The organism is Embleya sp. NPDC127516 (assembly GCF_044765325.1).
In the GTDB taxonomy this organism is placed as follows: Bacteria; Actinomycetota; Actinomycetes; order Streptomycetales; family Streptomycetaceae; genus Embleya.
Map to the genome: position 1 here is coordinate 276,881 of NZ_JBIWJT010000011.1, position 20,828 is coordinate 297,708.

Annotated in this window: 20 protein-coding genes and 1 riboswitch; of the genes, 12 read left to right on the top strand and 8 right to left on the bottom strand. The window is 71.0% G+C overall.

All coding sequences use genetic code 11. From position 1 onward, the window contains the following. Window positions 1-2: 2 nt before the first annotated feature. Window positions 3-2,546, bottom strand: a complete 2,544-nt coding sequence (gene pepN / locus ACIRL2_RS23070) for an aminopeptidase N (protein ID WP_395862989.1) — start codon at window positions 2,544-2,546, stop codon at window positions 3-5. A gap of 282 nt (window positions 2,547-2,828) precedes the next feature. On the opposite strand from pepN, the gene ACIRL2_RS23075 reads away from it, so the two are divergent. The 8 genes from ACIRL2_RS23075 to ACIRL2_RS23110 all read left to right on the top strand — a co-directional run bounded on the left by ACIRL2_RS23075 (window position 2,829) and on the right by ACIRL2_RS23110 (window position 10,043). Next, on the top strand, window positions 2,829-3,458 hold the full coding sequence (locus tag ACIRL2_RS23075) for a disulfide bond formation protein DsbA (protein WP_395862987.1): 630 nt from the start codon (window positions 2,829-2,831) through the stop codon (window positions 3,456-3,458). A 92-nt stretch (window positions 3,459-3,550) separates the two neighbouring features. Further along, complete coding sequence (locus ACIRL2_RS23080; protein WP_402234261.1) at window positions 3,551-4,258, top strand: hypothetical protein; 708 nt, start codon at window positions 3,551-3,553, stop codon at window positions 4,256-4,258. Between the two features lie 121 nt (window positions 4,259-4,379). After that, window positions 4,380-5,777, top strand: coding sequence for an aldehyde dehydrogenase family protein (locus tag ACIRL2_RS23085; RefSeq protein WP_402234263.1), 1,398 nt, complete (start codon window positions 4,380-4,382; stop codon window positions 5,775-5,777). A gap of 155 nt (window positions 5,778-5,932) precedes the next feature. Then, window positions 5,933-6,529, top strand: coding sequence for a biotin transporter BioY (locus tag ACIRL2_RS23090; protein ID WP_402234264.1), 597 nt, complete (start codon window positions 5,933-5,935; stop codon window positions 6,527-6,529). A gap of 95 nt (window positions 6,530-6,624) precedes the next feature. Next, window positions 6,625-7,383 (top strand): hypothetical protein, encoded by a 759-nt coding sequence (locus tag ACIRL2_RS23095; protein WP_395862980.1) that lies wholly within the window; start codon window positions 6,625-6,627, stop codon window positions 7,381-7,383. A 37-nt stretch (window positions 7,384-7,420) separates the two neighbouring features. Next, window positions 7,421-7,888, top strand: a complete 468-nt coding sequence (locus ACIRL2_RS23100) for a ribose-5-phosphate isomerase (protein WP_395862978.1) — start codon at window positions 7,421-7,423, stop codon at window positions 7,886-7,888. 162 nt (window positions 7,889-8,050) lie between these two features. Then, complete coding sequence (locus ACIRL2_RS23105; RefSeq protein ID WP_395862976.1) at window positions 8,051-8,878, top strand: Fpg/Nei family DNA glycosylase; 828 nt, start codon at window positions 8,051-8,053, stop codon at window positions 8,876-8,878. Between the two features lie 94 nt (window positions 8,879-8,972). Continuing rightward, window positions 8,973-10,043, top strand: a complete 1,071-nt coding sequence (locus tag ACIRL2_RS23110; RefSeq protein ID WP_395862974.1) for a PP2C family protein-serine/threonine phosphatase — start codon at window positions 8,973-8,975, stop codon at window positions 10,041-10,043. Window positions 10,044-10,061: 18 nt separating this feature from the next. Here ACIRL2_RS23110 and ACIRL2_RS23115 read toward each other — a convergent pair whose 3' ends face one another. From ACIRL2_RS23115 to ACIRL2_RS23140, 6 genes are all read right to left on the bottom strand, one after another. Continuing rightward, entirely contained in the window at window positions 10,062-10,910 is an 849-nt protein-coding gene (locus tag ACIRL2_RS23115) for an energy-coupling factor ABC transporter ATP-binding protein (RefSeq protein ID WP_402234265.1), read from the bottom strand. Further along, the gene (cbiQ, locus tag ACIRL2_RS23120) at window positions 10,907-11,650 is read right to left on the bottom strand and encodes a cobalt ECF transporter T component CbiQ (RefSeq protein ID WP_402234267.1); all 744 of its coding nucleotides are present in this window, start codon (window positions 11,648-11,650) and stop codon (window positions 10,907-10,909) included. Before cbiQ ends, ACIRL2_RS23115 begins: the two co-directional genes overlap by 4 nt. A 4-nt stretch (window positions 11,651-11,654) precedes the next feature. Further along, window positions 11,655-12,050, bottom strand: coding sequence for an energy-coupling factor ABC transporter substrate-binding protein (locus tag ACIRL2_RS23125; RefSeq protein WP_395862968.1), 396 nt, complete (start codon window positions 12,048-12,050; stop codon window positions 11,655-11,657). Beyond that, window positions 12,047-12,760, bottom strand: coding sequence for an energy-coupling factor ABC transporter permease (locus tag ACIRL2_RS23130; RefSeq protein WP_395862965.1), 714 nt, complete (start codon window positions 12,758-12,760; stop codon window positions 12,047-12,049). Before ACIRL2_RS23130 ends, ACIRL2_RS23125 begins: the two co-directional genes overlap by 4 nt. A gap of 27 nt (window positions 12,761-12,787) precedes the next feature. Further along, window positions 12,788-12,997: riboswitch (cobalamin riboswitch) on the bottom strand. 189 nt (window positions 12,998-13,186) lie between these two features. After that, the gene (locus ACIRL2_RS23135; protein ID WP_395862962.1) at window positions 13,187-13,732 is read right to left on the bottom strand and encodes an RDD family protein; all 546 of its coding nucleotides are present in this window, start codon (window positions 13,730-13,732) and stop codon (window positions 13,187-13,189) included. Between the two features lie 146 nt (window positions 13,733-13,878). Then, complete coding sequence (locus ACIRL2_RS23140; protein WP_395862960.1) at window positions 13,879-14,733, bottom strand: class II aldolase/adducin family protein; 855 nt, start codon at window positions 14,731-14,733, stop codon at window positions 13,879-13,881. A gap of 792 nt (window positions 14,734-15,525) precedes the next feature. Between ACIRL2_RS23140 and ACIRL2_RS23145 the strand changes: the two genes are divergently transcribed. The 3 genes from ACIRL2_RS23145 to ACIRL2_RS23155 all read left to right on the top strand — a co-directional run bounded on the left by ACIRL2_RS23145 (window position 15,526) and on the right by ACIRL2_RS23155 (window position 17,757). Then, window positions 15,526-15,897 (top strand): hypothetical protein, encoded by a 372-nt coding sequence (locus ACIRL2_RS23145; RefSeq protein WP_395863469.1) that lies wholly within the window; start codon window positions 15,526-15,528, stop codon window positions 15,895-15,897. 324 nt (window positions 15,898-16,221) lie between these two features. Continuing rightward, the gene (locus tag ACIRL2_RS23150) at window positions 16,222-17,136 is read left to right on the top strand and encodes an NAD-dependent epimerase/dehydratase family protein (RefSeq protein WP_395862959.1); all 915 of its coding nucleotides are present in this window, start codon (window positions 16,222-16,224) and stop codon (window positions 17,134-17,136) included. Window positions 17,137-17,265: 129 nt separating this feature from the next. Further along, on the top strand, window positions 17,266-17,757 hold the full coding sequence (locus tag ACIRL2_RS23155; RefSeq protein WP_395862957.1) for a glutathione peroxidase: 492 nt from the start codon (window positions 17,266-17,268) through the stop codon (window positions 17,755-17,757). Window positions 17,758-17,868: 111 nt separating this feature from the next. Here the strand turns inward: ACIRL2_RS23155 and ACIRL2_RS23160 are convergent, their stop codons facing one another. Further along, the gene (locus ACIRL2_RS23160) at window positions 17,869-18,681 is read right to left on the bottom strand and encodes a protein phosphatase 2C domain-containing protein (protein WP_395862955.1); all 813 of its coding nucleotides are present in this window, start codon (window positions 18,679-18,681) and stop codon (window positions 17,869-17,871) included. A gap of 240 nt (window positions 18,682-18,921) precedes the next feature. On the opposite strand from ACIRL2_RS23160, the gene ACIRL2_RS23165 reads away from it, so the two are divergent. Further along, window positions 18,922-20,706 carry a bifunctional metallophosphatase/5'-nucleotidase gene (locus ACIRL2_RS23165; protein WP_402234271.1) on the top strand — a complete coding sequence of 595 codons (1,785 nt, stop codon included), beginning with the start codon at window positions 18,922-18,924 and terminating at the stop codon, window positions 20,704-20,706. Window positions 20,707-20,828 lie beyond the last annotated feature (122 nt).

Sequence of the window (20,828 nt, forward strand, 5' to 3'; positions counted from 1 at the left end):
TTTCAGTTCCGCTGGTCGCGCTTTCGAGCCTTGAGCGCACGCGCCACGTCGTCGCGGCATTCCAGCACCAGCCGGCGCAGCGCCGGCACCGGCTCGGCCGCGGCCAGCCAGTCGTCGGTCCGGCGCAGCGTGTCGGCGTCGACTCGACCCGACGGGTACAGGCCGACCACGATCCGGCGGGCGATCTCGATCGAACGGTCCCGCCAGACCGGCGCGAGCGCGGCGAAGTAGCGGTCGGTGTACGGCTCGGTCAGCTCTTCCTGGCCGGGCGTGGCGAAGCCCGCGATCACCGCGTTGAGCATCGCGTTGGGCAGCTCGTCGGTCTCCACCACGAGCCGCCACGCCTCGGCCTTGGCCGCCGCGGTGGGTCGCGCGGCCCGGCACTCGATCGCGTGCCGGCGGCCCGCCGCGGTGCCGTCGCGCTCGACCTCGGCGGTGATGTCGGGCTCGTCGGCGGCGCCGCCCGCGCACAACGCGCGCAACAGCACCCAGCGCAGCTCGGTGTCCACCGCCAGCCCGGCGATCTCGGCGTCACCGGTCAACAGGTCGCGCAGGAAGGAGAGTTCCTCGGTGGTCGAGGACGCCGAGGCCAGGCAACGGGCCCAGGCCAGTTGGTGGTCGCCGCCGACCGGTGCGGCCCTGAGCTCGGCCAGCGCACCGGCCGCGAGCAGGCGCAGGCCCTCGGCCCGGAACGCGGGGTCGGTGTAGCGGTCCAGGCCGGTCTTGACCTGCACCTGAAGCTTTTGCACCACGCCCACGTCGCTCTCCCGGCCGGCGTGCCGCAGCACCAGCGCCAGATACTCGCTCGCGGGCAGCTCGCCGTCCCGGGTCATGTCCCAGGCCGCGCCCCAGCACAGGGCGCGGGCGAGCGAGGAGTCCAGCTCGCCGAGCGAGTCGAGCAGGGCCTGCCACGACCGCGCGTCGAAGCGCACCTTCGCGTAGGTGAGGTCGTCGTCGTTGAGCAGGATCAGCGGGGTGCGGGCGCGGCCGACCAGCTCGGGCACCTCGGTGCGCGCGCCGACCACGTCCACCTCGACCCGGGCGACGCGTTCGGCGCCGTCGTACAGGCCGATCGCGATCCGGTGCGGACGCAGTGTGGGGAACCCCGGGGCGGCCTCCTGGAGCACCGCGAACGAGGTGATCACGCCGTCCGCGTCGGTCTCGATCGCGGGCCGCAGCGTGTTCACGCCGGAGGTCTCCAGCCAGTCCGCCGACCAGGACTTGAGGTCGCGACCGGAGGTCTCCTCCAGGGCGGAGAGGAAGTCGGCGAGCGTGGTGTTGCCCCACGCGTGCCGCTTGAAGTACGACCGGGCACCCGCGAAGAACTCGTCCTCGCCCACGTAGGCGACCAGTTGCTTGAGCACCGAGGCGCCCTTGGCGTAGGTGATCCCGTCGAAGTTGAGCTTGGCGTCCTCCAGGTCGTTGATCACCGCCACGATCGGGTGGGTGGTGGGCAACTGGTCCTGGCGGTACGCCCAGTCCTTGCGTCGCGCGGCGAAGCTGGTCCACGCGTCGGTCCAGCGGGTGGCCGCACCCTGCGAGTAGGAGCCCATGAAGTCCGCGAAGGACTCCTTCAGCCACAGGTCGTCCCACCAGCGCGGGGTGACCAGGTCGCCGAACCACATGTGGGCCATCTCGTGCAGGATCACGTTGGCGCGGTTCTCGTACGCCGAGTCGGTGACCTTGGAGCGGAAGACGAAGTCCTCGGTGAAGGTGACCGCGCCCGGGTTCTCCATCGCGCCGAGGTTGTACTCGGGCACGAAGAGCTGGTCGTACTTGCCGAACGGGTACGGGAAGTCGAACCGGTCGTGGAACAGGTCCAGGCCCTGCCGGGTGACCTCGAAGATCTCCTCGTGGTCGAAGGCGTCGGCCAGCGACGCGCGGCAGAACCCGCCGAGCGGGACGACGAGGCCGTCGGGGCCGGTGTAGGTGTCGAAGACCGCGTGGTAGGGACCGGCCACGACCGCTGTCAGGTAGGTGGAGATGCGCGGCGTCGGCGCGAAGTCCCAGCGGGCGACCCCGTCGCGGACCGGCACCGGGTCCGGCGTGGTCGAGTTCGAGACCACGTGCCAGTCGGCCGGCGCGGTCACCGAGAAGCGGAACGCGGCCTTGAGGTCCGGCTGTTCGAAGTTCGCGAACACCCGGCGCGAGTCGGCCGGCTCGTACTGGGTGTAGAGGTAGACCCGCTCGTCGACCGGGTCGACGAAGCGGTGCAGGCCCTCGCCGGTGCGGCTGTAGGCGCACGACGCGAGCACACGCAGTTCGTTGGCGCCCTCGACCAGGTCGTCCAGCAGCACCCGGGTGCCGTCGAAGACCTGCGCGGGGTCGAGCTCGCGGCCGTTGAGCACGACCTCGTGTACGTGCGGGGCGAGCAGATCCACGAACGTGGCCGCACCCGCCTCTCGGCATCCGAAACGGAGCACCGTCTCGGAGCGGAACGTCTCCGTGCTGTCGGTGCTGACGTCGAGCCTGACGTCGTAGTCCTCGACGCTCAGGATCCGGGCCCGCGTGCGGGCCTCCTCGCGGGTCAGGTTCCTGCCGGGCACTGGATCACTCCCTGGTTGGCTGCGGTCCCGGCCGATCCTTTCACGGCGGGGGCGACGGTGTCGGCCCGGTTTCCCGGCCGGATTCGCGGCGGCGGGGACGCCGTCGGTCGGGGTGGGCGCGCGGCGCCGCGGGGATTGTCCCGGTCGGCAGGAATGGCACGGTGCCCTCGCGGGTTGCACAGCATCGACGGCCGGCCCGCCGTCCGGCGTTCGGCCACGCGCACGGCGCGGTCGGGCGCGAGGCACCGCGCACCAGGTATCAGGATCGAGAGGAACCCCGCTGTGACCACCAAGGACGACGGATCCGCCCGCGACATAGCGCACTTTTGGTTCGACCCGCTGTGTCCGTGGGCGTGGATGACCTCCCGCTGGATGCTCGAGGTGGAGAAGATCCGCCCTGTGGACGTGCAGTGGCACGTGATGAGCCTGTCCGTGCTCAACAGCGGCCGGGACGACATCCCGGACGCGTACAAGGAGATGCTGGAGCGGGGCTGGGGGCCGGTGCGCGTGTGCATCGCCGCCGAGCAGCGCTTCGGCAACGAGGTGCTGCTGCCGCTGTACACCGCGCTGGGCACCCGCCGACACCCGGGTGGTGAGGAGTTCACGCGCGAGGTGATCGAGGCCGCGCTCACCGAGGCCGGGCTGCCCACCGAACTCGCCGACGCCGCCGACTCGACCGAGTACGACGAGGCGCTGATCAAGTCGCACCACGACGGCATGGACCGGGTGGGCATGGACGTCGGCACCCCGGTGATCAGCGTCAACGGCGTGTCGTTCTTCGGCCCGGTGGTGACGCCGGCGCCCAAGGGCGAGGACGCGGGCAAGCTCTGGGATGGTGTGGTGCTGGTCGCGGGCACGCCGGGCTTCTTCGAGATCAAGCGCACCCGGGACCAGGGGCCGATCTTCGACTGACCGACTCGACCGGCTTCGACTGACCGGATGAAACCTGCCGGCGTCGACCGGAAACCGCTACAAAACAAAGCAAAGCTAATTAATCTGGATAAATGACGGCTCCGGAACGCCAGAGCAGCGTGATCCACACCTCCCGAACCGGGCGGCCGGATCCGTGCACGCCCAACGGCAACGCCCCCTACGGGTCCCGCATGCCGCGGCTGCGCGACCGCGCGCTCGCCTTCGGGCTGCGCGCGGTCGTGCCGCTGTGGCGGTGCGTGGGACTGCGGATGGGGGCGGCCTCGCTGCGGCACTACCTGGTCGGGCGCGGCGCGCCGTTCGTGATCGACCCGACCCAGCCGCTGCGGGCCAAGCCGTTCCGCCGCGCGGCGCTCACCCACTTCGAGGAGTGGTGGGCGCTCGCGGCGATCCGCTGGCACGACAGCGGGGGCCTGGAGAGCGTCTTCGAGACCACCACGCACTGGCACGGCGTGCTGATCCGGCGCGGTGACGACACCGACTGGTGGCTGGCCATGCGTGGTCTCCAGTACCGGATCACCGGCCGGATCGAGGTGCTGCCCGGCACCACCTCGGTCCCGGGCTCGCCGGTGCTGCCCGACGTGCGCCTGGTGTATCGGGTCGAGGTCTACAAGGACTGGGGCTTCGACAAGGGTCAGGGCGAGTACGGGGTGTCCTTCACGCCGCTCGCGCGCCTGCACGAGGTCGGCCTGGCCCGCGAGTTCCCGGTCACCGGCCGCAGTGGCGACCTGGTGTGGACGTCGAACGGCCCACACGGACGCACGGATCCGTCCAGGTTCTGAGCGGGCCCGCCCAGCGGCCGATGCGCCCGGGCGCGGGTTCTCGGGCCGGCTCTGTGTATTGCACACGTGTCGACGTACGCTCGGCTGCGTCCCAGTGACGAGCGGCGAGGAGTCCGGCGGCATGACCAAGGCTTACGACACGATCTACATCGACGGCGCGTGGACGGCTCCCTCGTCGAGCGAGACCATCGAGGTCGTCGACCCGAACACCGAGCGGGTCGTGGCGACCGTGCCGCAGTGCACGCCCGCCGACGTGGACCTGGCCGTGGCCGCGGCCAGGCGTGCCTTCCCCGGGTGGGCGGCGACGCCGCCGGCCGAGCGGGCCGCGCTGCTCGCGAAGGCGCGGGACCTGCTCGCCGAGCGCTCGGCCGAGATGGCCGAGGTGATCGTCGCGGACATGGGCGCGCCCGCCGCACTGGTCGAGCGGGTGCACCTGGGTCTGCCGCTGGTCGTGCTGGGCAGCTACGTCAAGCTCGCCGACGAGTTCCCGTGGGAGGAGAACATCGGCTCCTCGCTGGTGGTGCGCGAACCGGTCGGCGTGGTCGGCGCGATCACCCCGTGGAACTTCCCGTTGCACCAGATCACCAACAAGCTCGGCCCGGCGCTGGTCGCGGGCTGCACCGTGGTGCTCAAGGCCAGCGAGGTCGCGCCGCAGGCCGCCCACCTGTTCTTCGAGATCCTGCACGACGCGGGCTTCCCGGCGGGCGTGGTCAACCTGGTCTCCGGCACCGGACCGGTGGTCGGCGAGGCCATCGCGGCCCACCCGGACGTCGACATGGTCTCGTTCACCGGCTCGACCAGGGCCGGCACGCGCGTGTCCGAACTCGCCTCGGCGACGGTCAAGCGGGTCGCGCTCGAACTCGGCGGCAAGTCCGCCAACGTGATCCTGCCCGGCGCCGACCTGGAGAAGGCGGTGCGCGCGGGCGTGGGCGGCGCGTACCTCAACAGCGGGCAGACGTGCAGCGCGCCGACCCGGATGCTGGTGCACCGCGACGACCTGCCGCGCGCGGTCGAGTTGGCCGCGGAGACTGCGACGGCGATGACCGGAAAGCTCGGCCCGCTGGTCAACGCGACCCAGTTCGAGCGGGTGCGCGGCTACATCGCCAAGGGCATCGAGGAGGGCGCGACCCTGGTGGCCGGCGGCCCGGAACTGCCCGAGGGCGTCGAGAGCGGCTACCACGTGCGGCCCACGGTCTTCTCCGACGTCACCAGCGAGATGACCATCGCGCGCGAGGAGATCTTCGGCCCGGTGTTGTCGATCCTGGCCTACGACACCGAGGAGGAGGCCGAGCGGATCGCCAACGACACCCCCTACGGTCTCGCCGGCGCGGTGTGGGGGCCCAGCCGCGAGGCCGCGGTCGCGTTCGCCCGCAGGATGCGCACCGGCCAGGTGGAGATCAACGGCGGGGCGTTCAACCCGCTTGCCCCGTTCGGCGGTTACAAGCAGTCCGGCAACGGGCGCGAACTGGGTCGATTCGGCCTGGAGGAGTACCTGGAGGTCAAGTCGCTGCAACTGTGACGCTCGGCCGAACGCTGTCGGTGGTGCTCGACACGGTGCTTTCGGTGGCGCTCGACAATGTTCGGATCGATACGTTGTCGGGCGCCGCCGTGATCGTTCGATGTCCGATTGGTTAAGTTCACAGGGTCCCGCAACACAAGAGTGTGGAGTCAGCTGTGAGTAATGCCCTTCTCGACGCGCGCCGCCCCGTCCTGGCCGACCTGATCCCGGCCCGGGTCTTCAAAGGCGCCGCCGTGCGCGACGCCGCGCTGGTCGTCGGCGCGTCCGCGTTCGTCGGCCTCGCCGCCCAGATCTCCGTCCCGGTGCCCGGCTCGCCGGTCCCGGTGACCGCGCAGACCTTCGCCGTGCTGCTCGCCGGCAGCGCGCTCGGCGCCTGGCGCGGGCTCGCCGCGATGGTGCTCTATCTGGGTCTGGGCGCGGCGGGCATGCCGTGGTTCGCGGAGGGCACCTCCGGCACCGGCTTCCCGACCCTGGGCTATGTGTTCGGCATGGTGCTCGCCGCCGCCGCGGCCGGCTTCCTGGCCCAGCGCGGCACCGACCGCAGCCCGCTGCGCACCGTCGGCACGATGGTGCTGGGCAACGCGGTGATCTACGCGGCCGGCCTCACCTACCTCGCGCACGACCTCGGCATCTCGATGTCCAAGGCGTACGAGATCGGCATGCAGAACTACCTCTTCGGCGACGCGGTCAAGATCCTGCTCGCGACGGCGCTGCTGCCCACCGCGTGGAAGCTGGTCGGCCGGCGCGGCTGACGCCCCGTCACCGGTCGGGCCCCGTTTCCCCGTCAGGGGAGGCGGGGTCCGATTTTTTTTGGCGAGCGGCACCCGCGGACGCCTACTCTCGTCCCATGAGACCGGGGGCAACCAAGCGCATCGCCATCAGCGGAACCGTCGTCGCGTTCCTGATCGTGGCCGGACTGGGCAACCAGTGGGTGTTCAAGGAGTCGTGGGGCGAGAGCAGCGACAGCGACAAGTGGTACATGGTGCTGCTGCGGATCATCGGCCATCCGCTGTGGATCGCGGACAAGGGCGAACTCGGTGACGAGTTCCGGGTCAGCTTCACCACCAAGGACGTCACCGCCGGCTATGTCGGCATCGCGGTGCTGTTCGTGGTGGTCGCGGCGGTGCTCGCGCTCGGTGCGCGCGGCCTGAGCGAGCGTGCCGGCGGCTTCGTGGCGTTCGTGGTCGGCTGGTTCTCGCTGGTGCTCGGCGGCGCGCTGCACTCGCTGACCGTCTTCACGATCGTGCACGACGAGGCCGGGCGCAGGCGCGGCGTCTCGGGCTTCCAGGACGCGATGACCACGATCCAGGCCGGCGCCTACTTCGGGCTGCTCACCGGCTGGCTGGTGGGCCTGGCCGCGGCGGCCGGCTACGTCGCGGCGCGCGGGGCGGCGAGCCCGGCAGGTTACCCGCCGCCCCCGATGACCGTCTACGGCCAAGCCGGCGCGTACGGCCCGCCCGGCGCCCCCGGCAACCTCGCCTTCGGCCTCCCGCCGCAGTCGCCCTACGGTGCCCCCACCACCATCAGGCCCGCGGGCCCGCCGCCCACCGCGCCGCCTCGGCCGACCGGTGCGCCGGACACGCCACCCGGTGGATACCGGCCCTGATGGGACGTTCGGGACCGAGCCTGAGAGACTGCGGCCCATGCGCGTTTACCTCGGCTCCGACCATGCCGGCTACGACCTCAAGCAGCACCTCATCGCGTGGCTCGACGCCAACGGCCACGAGGCCGTCGACTGCGGCCCGGCCGTACAGGCCGACTCCTACGACTACCCCGTGTTCTGCCTGCGGGCCGGCGAGCGGGTGGCCGCCGACCCGGGCAGCCTCGGCGTCGTGCTCGGCGGCTCCGGCAACGGCGAGGCGATCGCGGCGAACAAGGTCAAGGGGGTGCGCTGCGCCCTGGTGTGGAGCCAGGAGACCGCGTCGCTGGCCCGCGAGCACAACAACGCGAACGTGATCTCGATGGGCGCGCGCATGCACTCGCTCGACGAGGCGACGAAGTTCCTCGAGGTCTTCGTGAACACCCCGTACAGCGAGGCCGAGCGGCACACCCGCCGGATCAACATGCTCACCAAGTACGAGAACACCGGCGAACTGCCGACCCTGCCGTAGCCCGAGGCCGCTCCGCCGGCGCCCCCGATCGGTCCGTCCGGTCGGGGGCGCCGCCATGTCGGTGCGGATCGGTAGCGTGGAGGCGTCACACCACCGCGCATCCACCACCGGGTTTCACCACCGAATCCACCACTTCGCATTCGTCGCCGCACTGGAGGCCGCGTGCCCGAGGGCCACACCATCCACCGTCTCGCCACCGCCCACCAGGAGCGCTTCGGCGGACTGCCGCTGCGGCTGAGCAGCCCGCAGGGCCGATTCGCGGAGAGCGCGGCGCTGCTCGACGGGGAGCCCCTGGTCGCCACCGACGCGCACGGGAAGCACCTGTTCCTGGAGTTCTCCGGCGAGCGCTACATCCACGTGCATCTGGGCCTGTACGGACAGTTCTCCTTCGGCGAGGGCGACAAGCTGCCCGACCCGGTCGGTCAGGTCCGGCTGCGGCTGGCCGCGAAGGTGCCGGGCGGCGCGGCCTGGGCCGACCTGCGCGGCCCCACCGCCTGCCGACTGCTGGACCGGGCCGAGAAGGACGCGGTGCACGCCCGGCTGGGCCCCGACCCGCTGCGGGCGGACGCGGACCCGGCGGCGGCGTGGCAGCGGATCCAACGCAGCGCGAAGCCGATCGGCGCGCTGCTGATGGAGCAGAACGTGCTCGCGGGCGTGGGCAACGTCTACCGCGCCGAGGTGCTGTTCCGGTTCGGCGTCGATCCCCGACTGGCGGGCAACCGGCTCGCGCGGGAGACCTGGGACGCGATGTGGGCCGACCTGGTGCTGCTGATGCGCGAGGGCGTGCTGTCGGGCCGGATCGACACCGTGCGCCCCGAGCACACCCCCGAGGCGATGGGCCGCGAGCCGCGCAAGGACGACCACGGTGGCGAGGTGTACGTCTACCGGCGCACCGACATGCCGTGTTTGGTGTGTGAAACCCCGGTCAAGACCGCCGAGTTGGTCGGCCGGAATCTGTTCTGGTGCCCCACCTGTCAGCCGTCGGCGTAACCTCCGATTGGTGACCGTTCGGTAGTGTCGCGGGGTGGCCGCGCCGACAAGCAGAGGAAACCGGGCAAGCCGGACCGGGAGGCGCGCGACACTCGTGCGCTCGGGCCGGCGCGTCGCGACCTGGCTGCGGCATCGGGTCTTCCCCTCCGACGGGTTCGCCCTGGCCGGACTGCTGGCCGCGGTCACCGCGTGCGGCCTGCTCTCGGATGTGAACGCGTCGTGGTTCCCGGCCACGATGACGGCGCTGCCGATCCTGGTCGGCGGGTTGGTGCTGCGGATGCCCAGCCTGCTCCTGCTGTACGCGGCCACCGCCGGCGTACTGGTCGCGCAGCACCAGGTGCACGACCCGGAAGAGGTCACCGCGGGCACCATCGTGGTGGTCGGGGCGATCGCGGGCATCGTGCTGCTGATGGCCCGGATGCGGACCCGCCTGGGCGTGCAGTGGACGCGTGGCGAGTCGATGTTGTTCGACCTGCGGGACCGGTTGCGGGCCCAGGGCGAGATGCCGGTGCTGCCGCCGCAGTGGCATACCGAGGTGGTGCTGCGACCGGCCGGTGGGCAGTCGTTCTCCGGCGACTTCCTGGTCGCCTCCCGCGGCGCGGGCGGCGGGCGGGTGCTCGAGGTGGTGCTGGTCGACGTCTCCGGCAAGGGGCTGGCCGCGGGCACGCGCGCGTTGATGTTGTCCGGCGCGTTCGGCGGGCTGCTCGGCTCGTTGCCCCCGCACGGTTTCCTGCCGGCGGCGAACGACTACCTGTTGCGCCAGGAGTGGGCGGAGGGCTTCGCGACGGCGGTGCACGTCGTGCTCGACCTGGAGTCGGGCGAGTACGAGTTGATCTCGGCGGGACACCCTCCGGGCGTGCACTGGGACGCGGGCTCCGGGCGCTGGCACGTGATCGAGGCGGTCGGCCCGCTCCTGGGGGTGATCGAGGACGCGACCTTCGAGGGCGTCAAGGGCCGGCTGGGCACCGGCGACGCGCTCCTGTTGTTCACCGACGGCATGGTGGAGATGCCCGGCGAGGACATCGCCACCGGCATCGACCGTTTCCTCGGTGAGGCCGAGCGGCTGGTCCGGGACGACTTCCACGACGCGGCGCGCCGGATCGTGGCGGCGGCCGGGCGCAACGTGGGCGACGACCGCGCGGTGGTGCTGCTGCGCCGGCGCTGAGGTCGGCCCGGGGTTCGCTCAGTGGGCGGGCTCCGCGGTGCTCGGGGCCGGACGCGCCAGGGCCGCCAGTTCGGCGGGCGTGCGCGGCAGGGTGCCCGCCGGGGCCAGCCCGTGTGCGGCCAGTACGGCGGCGGCCGCGTGCGCCCAGGTCGGCCGCAGGCTCGCGGCGGCCAGCAACTCGGTGTCCGCGAGCAATTCGCTCGCCGGCCCGGTGTGCAGGCGCCCGTGTGCGAGGACCGCCGCGTCGTCGGCCCAGCGCAGCGCGAGGTCCACGTCGTGGGTGGCCATCACCACCGTCGTCCCGGTCGCACGCAAGTGGTCGAGCGTGTGCAACAGCGCTTCCTGCCCGGCCGGATCCAGGCCCGCGGTCGGCTCGTCCAGCACCAGCACCTCGGGCCGCATCGCGATCGCGCCGGCGATGGCGACCCGCTTGCGCTGGCCGAAGGACAGCAGGTGCACGGGCCGCTCGGCCAGTTCGGTGATTTCGAGCGCGGCCAGTGCCTCGGCCACCCGCGAGCGCACCTCGGCCGGGTCCAGATCCAGGTTGAGCGGCCCGAACGAGACGTCCTGGGCCACCGACGCCGAGAAGAGCTGGTCGTCGGGATCCTGGACGACCAGTTGCACAGCCCGCCGCAGCGCGGTGAGCCCCTTGCGGTCGTGCCGAATCGGCACCTCGTGCAGTTCGACCCGCCCCGAGTCCGGTGTCAGGCCGCCGGTCAACAGCCGCAGCAGCGTGGTCTTCCCGCTGCCGTTGGGCCCGAGCAGCGCCAGCGCCCGCCCGGTCGGAACGGACAGGGACAGCCCGCTCAACACGGCCGGCCCGTCCTCGTAGGCGTAGCCGATCTCTCGTACCCGCAACGGAATCACGGCACCACCGATACCAGGAGAAGAGTGGCGGCGACGACCGCCGCCACGACGAACAGGGAGCCCGCGACGAACGCCCGCGAGACGCGTACCTCGTCCACCAGCACCCGCAGGCGCCCGTCGTAGCCGCGTCCGGCCAGACCCGCCTCCAGGCGCTGGGCGCGGGCGAACGCGTGCACGAAGACCGCCGAGCCGAGCCCGGCCACCGAGCGCCAACGGGCTCGCCGGGTGCGGTGACCCAGCCGGCCCGCCTGGGCCTGGTTGATCCGCGTGGTCGTGTCGTAGAGCAGGAACAACATTCGATACATCACCGCGGCGACGTCCACCACGGCGGCCGGCACGCCCACCCGGTTCAGCCTCGGCAGTACGTCCGACAGCGGTGTGGTGAACGCGAACAGCAGCATCGCCAGGCCCGCGGCGGTGGAGCGGGCGAGCAACTCGGCGGCGTGGCGCGGCCCGTTGGGGGCCCAGCCGACGCCGTCCGCGCCGATCGTGACGAGCAGGGCGAGCGCGCCGGTGGCGGCGAATCCGAGCGGCGCGCGGGCGGCCCGCCACAACCGCCGGGCGGGCACGCGCGCGAAGCCGAACGCGACGACCAGGACGGTCGCCGCGACCAGGACCGCGCCGGGCCACGGCGGCAGTGCCACCGCGCACCCGAGCAGCCCGAAGGAGAGCACGGCCTTGTCGGCCGGATGGCGGTGACGCCACGAACTCGCGTGCGCCGCCGCGTCGATCGGCAGCACGGAATCAGCGGCCCGGGACCGATGCCGGCGTCTGGTCCGCGGGTGTCGCCCCGGCGGCATTCGCCGAAGCGGCGGTCGGTTCGTCGGGCGTGTCCGAGGCATCCGGCGCGAGCCGGCGGCGGGTGCGCTTGACCCCGAACATGTAGCCGACCACGCCCGCGCCGAGGGCGGCCTGCAACGCGAACAGACCGGACTCGATCTCTCCGGACGGCGGTTCGTACAGCGGGCTGAACCACGGCTCGTAGTCCGGGTCGTTCTCGGTGATCGCGGTCTCCGCCTGGGTGTCGGCGCCCGCGAACGGCTCGTCCTTGTGGTCGCCCATGCCGAACACCACGGGCAGGACCGCGAGCAGTACCACGGCCAACACGATCAGCAGGTTGATCTTCGTGGAGCGCTTCACTTGGACTTCTCCTCCTCGCGCGCGATCCGCGCGTCCGTGACCACACCGAGCCGGACCAGATCGCCGCGGCTGGACTGCCGCAACAAGCGCACGACCAGGACGGTCAGCAGACCCTCGCTGATCGCCAGCGGGATCTGGGTGAGGGAGAAGATGCCGCCGAACTTGGCCAACGCGCCCGCGAATCCGCTGTCCGGGTCGGGGAAGGCCAGGGCCAACTGCACGCTGGTGACGCAGTAGGTGCTCAGGTCCGCGACGAACGCGCCCACGAACACCGCGACATCCAGCGGAGTGGTGCCGCCGCGTCCGTCCAGGAGCGAACGGGCCAGCCGATACGCGCCGTAGCCGGCCCACGGGCCGACGATCGCCATGGAGAACACGTTCGCGCCGAGCGTGGTCAGCCCGCCGTGCGCGAGCAGCAACGCCTGGAAGAGCAGGGTGATCGTGCCCAGTACGGCCATGATCGGCGGCCGGAACAGGATCGCGCCCAGTCCGGTACCGGTGGGATGGGAGCAACTACCGGTGACGGAAGGGATCTTGAGCGCGGACAGCACGAACGAAAACGCGCCGGACGCGCCGAGCAGCAGCGTGTTCTCGGGTTTGTCGCGTACCTCGCGGGTGAGCGCGCGGGCGCCGTGGACGACGAACGGGGCCGACGCGACGCCCCAGGCGGCAGCGTGTTCCCAGGGCAGATAGCCCTCTGCGATATGCATGAGGAAGGGTCCCTCTCCAACACCTCGTGGACGGACGATCGCCGTGGCCGGTCTCCTGGCTGACGGGTCGTACGTTCACATCTCCGCCTTCCCGGGGCCGCGCGAGCGGTCCCAGTGGCTTCCCGCGGCGACGAATCAACGTTTCCGCGGGGGTGGAGGAGAACTTCCCGATCACAGTGGCGAGGGCCGCGCCGGCATCGAACCGGCTTCCCGAGCACCACGGCGAGCCGACACTAGTGGTCGGATGGACATGGCGACAAGATGGCTTTTGCAAACCGTGCGCAAGACCACAATGCGGGCGGAGCGGTCGAGCAATTGCCGCATTCCGGAGCGTGATCGTCGACGGGTGCGGCGGGGCGCGATTGCGGTGCGATGCGGAGTGGCGCGGTGTGGCGCGGCTCGGCGCCGAGGCACGCCGCGCGGTGCTCAGTCCAGGCCGGGTCCTCGGCCCCGGACCACCACGGTGCCCGCAACCCGGTCACCGACCCGCTGGCGCCGCTCGCTGGTGAGCACCGCGGTCAGGCCGACCGCGCCGAGCGCGAACGCGTCGACGCACAGCAGCAGCCAGCGGATCCCGAGCTGACGCCGCCCCGCCCGCCCACCGGACACGTCCACGACCCGGATACCGAACATCTGCATGCCCCACGTGCGCCCGTCGTGCTCGGCGGGCCGCAGTACCCAGTACCAGAACAGGATGGCCAGCGCGACCATCAGCACACCGACGGTGATCGTCGCGGTCAGCGGGCCGCTGCGGATCGAACCGTCGGGATGTGTGGGCAGCAGGACGAACAGGAACATCGCGGCGCCGGGCAACAGCGCGGACGCCAGCACGTCCACCACGAACTGGCCGATCCGGCGCCACAGCACCGAGGGGCCGACCGGGCTCGCGACCTCGGGCAGCCACACCCGGGCGCGCGGGCGGGCGGGCCGCGCCGAGCGGGCGAAGTGCCGCGGAAGGCTCCGTTCGTACATGCTGTTGTACTTTCCGCAACCGGGTGATTTGACTCCCGACGCGGCCGGATATCGGCGAGATTGCGCCCGGTCGGCGGATCCGGTCGGCGGCCGGGACCGGATGGCCCGGATCCGGCGCCGACGGCGGCGATCGGATTCTCGGGTGATCAGATCGTCATCGGGCCGTCCACGCCGAACAGGTCCGGCTCGGAGCGGCTGATCACGTCGTACAGCGGTTTGTAGTTGATCCAGGCGACCGTGTCGTTGCCCAGTTGTTCCCGGGTCAGCCGCGCGTTTTCCGGCGTGATCGGCTTGAGCTCGCCGGCCGCCTGGGCGAGCAGCTGTACCTGGCAGGAGCGCTCCATGGTGATGAACCACCACGCCGCCGCGTCGACCGACTGCCCCACCGTGAGCAGGCCGTGGTTGCGCAGGATCAGCGCCTTCCGCGGGCCGAGCGTCTTGGCGATGCGGCGGCCCTCCTCGGCGTCGAGTACGACGCCCGCGTAGTCGTCGAACAGCTCGTGATCCTCGTAGAACGGGCACACGTCCTGAGTGATCGGTTCGAGTCGGATGCCGAGCGCGGAGATCGCCCGGCCGTGCACGGAGTGGCTGTGTGCCGCCGCGACCACGTCGGGACGGGCCGCGTGGATCTGCGAGTGGATCGCGAACGCGGCCTGGTTGACGTGGAATCGGCCCTCGACGACCTGTCCCTCGTGGTTGACCAGAATCAGGTCGTCCACGGTGATGTGCTTGAACGACATCCCGAACGGGTTGACCCAGAAGTGATCGGTGAGCTCCGGATCACGCGCGGTGATGTGGCCGGCCACCCCCTCCTCGAAGCCGAACCGACCGAACAGCCGCAACGCCGCGGTCAACCGCTCCTTGCGGTGCCGGCGCTCCTGTTCGACGGTCTCGAACGTGGGCGGCAGGGCGAAGCTCAGGTCGGCCGGGGACACCGGCAGCGGCGGGGTCGGCTGCCGGCCCGGCACGTCCTGGGCCTGCGGAGCATCGGTGCCGGACATGTGTGTCTCCTCGAACTCGACTCGGTCTGCTATGCGGGGCGTGGGACGCGGCCGACGCTACCGGCGAGTCACTTCCCAGGACAGCCCCCGACGGCGGGCCGTTCGTGCGAGGCCGGGGATTTTAGCGCCCGGGTCGCGTTGGGACCGGGTTTCCGGAAATTAATCGAATATTGCCCGCAGGGCTCTTCGAGCTGCTTCTACGCTGCCGTTCAGTGAGTCCGGGAGGTCGAGTTCGAAGCAGTCGAACTCGAATTTCCGGACCCGCGACAGACGCACAAGATACGGGCAACGCGCAAAGTACGGGCGCGCGGAAAGAACGGGCGCACACAGGGGGAAGGGGCGCGTGACTTGAGCGGCGGGGGCGTGAATTCGACGGAGGTTGTGAGTATCGGCGCACGGGCGCCCTCGGCGACGCCCGTGTTCGGCCGCGGCGATCCGGTGCCGGTGCGGGCCAAGGCGGACGCGGGCCGGCGGGGTTCACCCGCCCGGGCTTCGACGTCGAGGAGCCCGATCGCGAGGAGTTGGGCGGAGATGGCACAACCCCCGCGACGGTCGAGGCCGTCCCGGCGCAGATCAGGCGACCTGCCGACCGGGTCCGACACCGAGTGGACCCCTGTGACCGAGGCGGATGTCATCGAAGCAATCGAGGCCGATCCCAACGCAGCAGTCGACGCCGACCCGATCGCGGTGATCCCGGTCGGGCCGCCGACCCCGGGTGTCGCAGCAGTGCCCGAGGACGAGCCTGTCGGAGTCCACCGGAAAGCCGCACCGCCGATCGCCCCGGAGGCAATCATGGCCAGTATGGAAACGGCCCTCAAGGAAGCAATGACGATCGAGGGCGCCGTGGGTGTGGCCCTCGTCGACTACACGAGCGGAATGGCGCTCGGAATTCTCGGCGGCAGCAAGGAACTCGACCTGAACGTGGCCGCCGCCGGAAACACCGACGTGATGCGCGCGAAGATGCGCACGATGGAGATGTTGCACCTCGGCGACCAGATCGAGGACATCCTGATCACGCTCGGCAAGCAGTACCACGTGATCCGGCCGCTGAGCGGCCGGGCCGGCAAGGGCCTGTTCCTCTACATCGTGCTGATGAAGGACCGCGCCAACCTCGCGCTGGCCCGACACAGCCTCAAGCGTATCGAGGAGGAGATCGAGGTCTGAGTTCGCGCCCCGGCGGCGCGTTCGAGGCCCGCCGTCGGGGCCCGCAGACCCATCCTCGATACCCCTGGCGCCCCCGCCACCCCCGTGCGGTGGGCGCCATCGGGGTGTCCGGGGACCGGCGCGAGGGTGCCCGGCAAGCCGCGCGCGGGTGTTCGGGACCACGTGCGAGGGTGTCCGGGGCCACGTGCGACCGCTCTGGTCTCCCTGCTCCGTCTCGGATATGACGGTACGTCAGATGTACCGTCGAAGCTCGACGTCGTACTTCGCGTACGGATCGCAGCCGGATCCGTTACGGATCGCGTACCCGAGTCCCCGAGGAGCCGCATGCTGTCCGGCGAGAAGATCCTGATCACCGGCCCCGCGGGCCAGATCGCCTACCCGCTGACCGAGTACCTGGCCCGGGACAACGAGGTATGGGGCATCGCCCGCTTCTCGAACGCCGAGGACCGCAAGCGGGTGGACGCGCTGGGCGTGACCACGCGCGCCGTCGACCTGGGCTCAGGCGACTTCGGCGACCTGCCCGAGGACTTCACCCATGTCCTGCACCTGGCCACCTTCCAGGGTCCCGGGCTGGACTACGACGAGGCGTTGCGGGTCAACGCGGAGGGCACCGGGCTGCTGCTCCAGCACTGTCGACGGGCCAAGGCGGCGCTGGTGATGTCTACCGCGTCGGTGCTCAAGCCGCATCCCGACCCGATGCACGTCTTCCGTGAGACCGACCCGCTCGGCGACGCCAACGTCTCGCACGCGCCCACCTACTCGGTCTCCAAGACCGCCGAGGAGGCGGTGGCGCGCTACTGCGCCCGCGCGTTCGACCTCCCGGTGGTGATCGCCCGGATGAACGCCTCCTACGGCCCGGGCGGCGGCCTGCCGACGATGCACCTGGACGCGGTGCTGGCCGGGCAACCGATCGTCACCCGCTGGGATCCGTGCATGTACAGCCCGATCCACCAGGACGACATCAACAGCCAGACGGCGGCCCTGCTGGACGCGGCGTCCACCCCCGCGACGGTGGTCAACTGGGGCGGCGACGAGCCGGTGAGCGTGCAGGACTGGGCGGCGCACATGGCCGATCTGAGCGGCCTGCCGGCCGAGGTGGTGGTGCGCGAGCAACCGGGCACGCTGCGCGGTCAGGTGCAGGACACCGGCAAGCGCGCGGCGATCACCGGTCCGTGCGCGGTGGGGTGGCGCGCGGGACTGGCGGATGTGTACGCCACACGGCGTGGTGATTCGGCCTGACGCGGTCGGGCAGCCTACCGCTGTGCTCGATAGCGTCGAGTCTTCAGGTCTTACTCGCGCCGTCTCGGAGCGCTCCACGTCATCGGATCGCGTCGCTGCGAGCGGCACCACGCAGGAAGGACAACGATCATGGGCATCCTCGATACCCCCATCGCCACGCTGGAGGGGGAGCGTACGACCCTGGGCGGTGTCACCGAGGGCAAGGTCGCACTGGTCGTCAACGTCGCGTCCAAGTGCGGCCTGACCCCGCAGTACACCGGCCTGGAGGAACTCCAGAAGGAACTGGGCGCGCGCGGCTTCACCGTCGTGGGCGTGCCCTGCAACCAGTTCATGGGTCAGGAGCCGGGCAGCGCCGAGGAGATCCTCGAGTTCTGCTCCACGACCTACGGCGTCACGTTCCCGCTGACCGAGAAGATCGACGTCAACGGACCGGACCGGCATCCGCTCTACGACGTGCTCGCGGCGGCCTCCGACGCCGAGGGCGGCGCGGGTGACGTGCAGTGGAACTTCGAGAAGTTCCTGCTCTCCGCCGACGGCGCGATCGTGGGTCGGTTCCGGCCGCAGACCGACCCGCACGATCCGAACCTGATCGCCGCGATCGAGAGCGTGCTGCCGAAATAGTCCGGCGGCGCGTCGAACGTCGGTCGGGTCGTCGACGACCCGACCGACGTTCGACGTTCGGGGCCGGATCGGGGCGCGGTCCGGCGTCCGGCGCGCATCCGCGGGGGCCGGCTACACCAGAGCCCACACCGCCGTCGCGTCGTCGCAGGGCTTCCCGCGCGGCCAGCGCGTGCCGTCCGCGTCGGAGGCCTCCGCTGCCCGGACCCGCGCCAACACCTCGGCCGGCCCGAAGTGCCGCAGCGTGGTCATCAGTCGATCCCAGTCGCTCAGCCCGAACCGGTCGACCAGCCGGCTGGCCCCGTCGCTCAACACGGCGAGCGCGCGTACCTCGCCCAGGTCCAGTCCGCCCGTCAACGCCTCGCCCGCCGCCTCCGGATCGGCCGCCGCGACCCAGTAGCCGCCGGCCACGTTCCGCGCCGCCCGCAGGGTGTCCGCGTACTCCTGATGCGCCGTCAGGTACTCGGGTGTGCCGGTCGTATGCGCGTCCCGGCGCCGGCGGGCGGCCACGCCGATCACGTCCAGGCGATCGTCGGTGATCACGGTCAGGTCCTCGTCCCGCTCGATCAACAGCGTCGAGTCGGACAACACCAGGTACTCCAACCGGTCCTCGACCACGCGCGCCACCACCGCCGTCGCGGCGGGCGCGTCCGGCCGCGCCAGGTCGCAGCCGTCCACGTGCAGTGCCGAGGTGTCCTCGATCGCGTCGTGCAGACACTCGGCCAGAGACCGGTCCGGCCGGCCACCGCTGTGCGTGAACAGGGCGGTGCCCAACCGCTCGACGAACCAAGGGACACCGTGCTTGCACCCGTTGTCCGAACTCGACGTCACACCGTCCAGCAGCACCAGCGTCGTCGGTCCCGCGACGACGAAGTCCTCGTTCGGTTTGCCCGGATGACCCGGTTCGGTCGCGAATTCCACGCGCATCGCGGACATCCCTCCCTTTTAGGTGCCACGCCGTACGGCTGCCCAGTGCCCGGGGGTGGGAAACGGTGGTTGATCATGCCCTGTGCGCACGGCGGTCGCCCGAGTTCACGACGGTTTCACGAAACGGTTTCGCGTGAGGTCTCCCCCCGGTGGGGGAACTGCCCCTAATCTCTGCCTTCGTGACACCTTCAGTCCCCATTTCTACGCGCGTCACCACTGCGCGCCATCGGAAGGGATCCCATGCTCGGGATTAGACGACGCCGCGGTCGCCTCGCCCTCACCGGCCTGGTCGCCGCGAGCCTGCTCGCCATGGGCGGCACGGCGACCGCCGACGCACGCGCCGGCCAGGGCCGGCCCTCCGGCACGACGGATCTGCAATTCCTCGCGCTCAACGACCTGCACGGCAACCTGGAGGAACCGCAGGGTTCCGCGGGCAACGTCACCGAGATCGGCCCCGACGGCAAGCCCGTCGCGATCCCGGCCGGCGGCATCGAACACCTCGCGACCCAACTGCGCGCGGAGCGGGCGAAGAACCCCAACTCGCTGACCATCGCGGCCGGCGACATGATCGGGGCGAGCCCGCTCCTGTCCGGCCTGTTCCACGACGAGCCGACCATCGAGGCGCTGAACAAGGTCGGCCTGGACGTCACCTCGGTGGGCAACCACGAGTTCGACGAGGGCAGGAAGGAACTCCAGCGCATGCAGTGGGGCGGCTGCCACCCCACCGAGGGCTGCTACACCCCGGGCCGCGAGTTCAAGGGCGCCGACTTCCAGTACCTCGCGGCCAACGTGCTCGACGAGCGCACCGGCCTGCCGATCCTGGCCCCGGTGACCGTCAAGAACGTGGGCGGCGCGCGGGTCGGCTTCATCGGCATGACCCTGGAGGGCACGCCGGACATCGTCACGGCCGAGGGTGTCAAGGGCCTGAAGTTCAAGGACGAGATCCAGACCGCCAACAACATCGTTCCGTGGTTACGGCTGATCGGCATCGAGTCGATCGTGGTGCTGCTGCACGAGGGCGGCCTGCCGGCGAACAACGCGTACAACTACGACTGCAACGCGGGCGGCAACCTGGGCCTGTCCGGTCCGGTCGTGGATATCGCCAAGGGCCTGGACCCGGCGATCGACATGGTCGTCACCGGCCACACGCACCAGGCGTACTCGTGCAACATCCCGGACCCGGCCGGGAATCCGCGGATGGTCACCAGCGCGTCCTCGTTCGGCAAGGTGTACACGAAGATCGACGCCACCTACGACAAGCGCACCCGCGACATCGTGCGCACGTCGGTCAAGGCGACGAACACGGTCGTCCGCCGGGACACCCCGAAGGCCCCGGACCTGACCAGCCTGCTGGCCGACTGGCAGAAGCTCGCGGCCCCGGTGTCCAACCGCTCGATCGGCTACATCTCCGGCGACATCCGCGGACGCGGCGCGACCACGCCCGAGTCGCCGCTCGGTGACGTGATCGCCGACGCGCAGTTGGAGGCGACCGCGCCGGCCGACAAGGGCGGTGCGCAGATCGCGTTCATGAACCCGGGCGGGATCCGGTCCGACCTGCAATACGCGGCGGCCGGCAGCGAGGGGAACGGCGTCGTCACCTACGGCGAGGCGTTCACGGTGCAGCCGTTCACCAACATGATGCAGACCCTGGACCTCAAGGGTCAGGCCGTGCTCGACCTGCTCGCGCAGCAGTACACGGGTGGCAACGCGGCCAGTCCGAAGGTGTTGCAGATATCGAAGGGCCTGACCTACACGACCGACCGGTCGCAGACCGGCGCGGCGAAGATCGTGGCGGGCAGCGTCAAGCTCAACGGCGTGCCGATCGACCCGGCCGCGACCTACAAGGTCAGCGCGAACGAGTTCCTGGCCGGCGGCGGCGACGGCTTCGCCGCCTTCAAGACCGGTACGAACAAGCTGGTCGGCGGATCCGATCTGGACGCGCTGCTGGCCTACTTCGCGGCCCACTCGTCGGCGAGCGCGCCGTTGGCGCCGCCGGCGGCGGACCGGATCACCTTCATCGGGTGAGTCTCCTCACCACGGTCGTCGGATGGGTCTCCTCGCCACGTGCGGCGGGGAGGCTCGTCGGATGGGTCTCCCCGTCGCCTTTGTCGGGTGAGGCTCGTCGGATGAGTCTTCTCGCCGCTTTC

Excerpts from the sequence above, each read along its gene's own strand:
- ACIRL2_RS23130 (WP_395862965.1), bottom strand. The coding sequence starts at position 12,760 with ATGCATATCGCAGAGGGCTATCTGCCCTGGGAACACGCTGCCGCCTGG.
- ACIRL2_RS23085 (WP_402234263.1), top strand. The coding sequence starts at position 4,380 with ATGACCAAGGCTTACGACACGATCTACATCGACGGCGCGTGGACGGCT.
- ACIRL2_RS23150 (WP_395862959.1), top strand. The coding sequence starts at position 16,222 with ATGCTGTCCGGCGAGAAGATCCTGATCACCGGCCCCGCGGGCCAGATC.
- ACIRL2_RS23095 (WP_395862980.1), top strand. The coding sequence starts at position 6,625 with ATGAGACCGGGGGCAACCAAGCGCATCGCCATCAGCGGAACCGTCGTC.
- ACIRL2_RS23155 (WP_395862957.1), top strand. The coding sequence starts at position 17,266 with ATGGGCATCCTCGATACCCCCATCGCCACGCTGGAGGGGGAGCGTACG.
- ACIRL2_RS23140 (WP_395862960.1), bottom strand. The coding sequence starts at position 14,733 with ATGTCCGGCACCGATGCTCCGCAGGCCCAGGACGTGCCGGGCCGGCAG.
- ACIRL2_RS23080 (WP_402234261.1), top strand. The coding sequence starts at position 3,551 with ATGACGGCTCCGGAACGCCAGAGCAGCGTGATCCACACCTCCCGAACC.
- ACIRL2_RS23165 (WP_402234271.1), top strand. The coding sequence starts at position 18,922 with ATGCTCGGGATTAGACGACGCCGCGGTCGCCTCGCCCTCACCGGCCTG.
- ACIRL2_RS23160 (WP_395862955.1), bottom strand. The coding sequence starts at position 18,681 with ATGCGCGTGGAATTCGCGACCGAACCGGGTCATCCGGGCAAACCGAAC.
- ACIRL2_RS23145 (WP_395863469.1), top strand. The coding sequence starts at position 15,526 with ATGGCCAGTATGGAAACGGCCCTCAAGGAAGCAATGACGATCGAGGGC.
- ACIRL2_RS23135 (WP_395862962.1), bottom strand. The coding sequence starts at position 13,732 with ATGTACGAACGGAGCCTTCCGCGGCACTTCGCCCGCTCGGCGCGGCCC.
- ACIRL2_RS23100 (WP_395862978.1), top strand. The coding sequence starts at position 7,421 with ATGCGCGTTTACCTCGGCTCCGACCATGCCGGCTACGACCTCAAGCAG.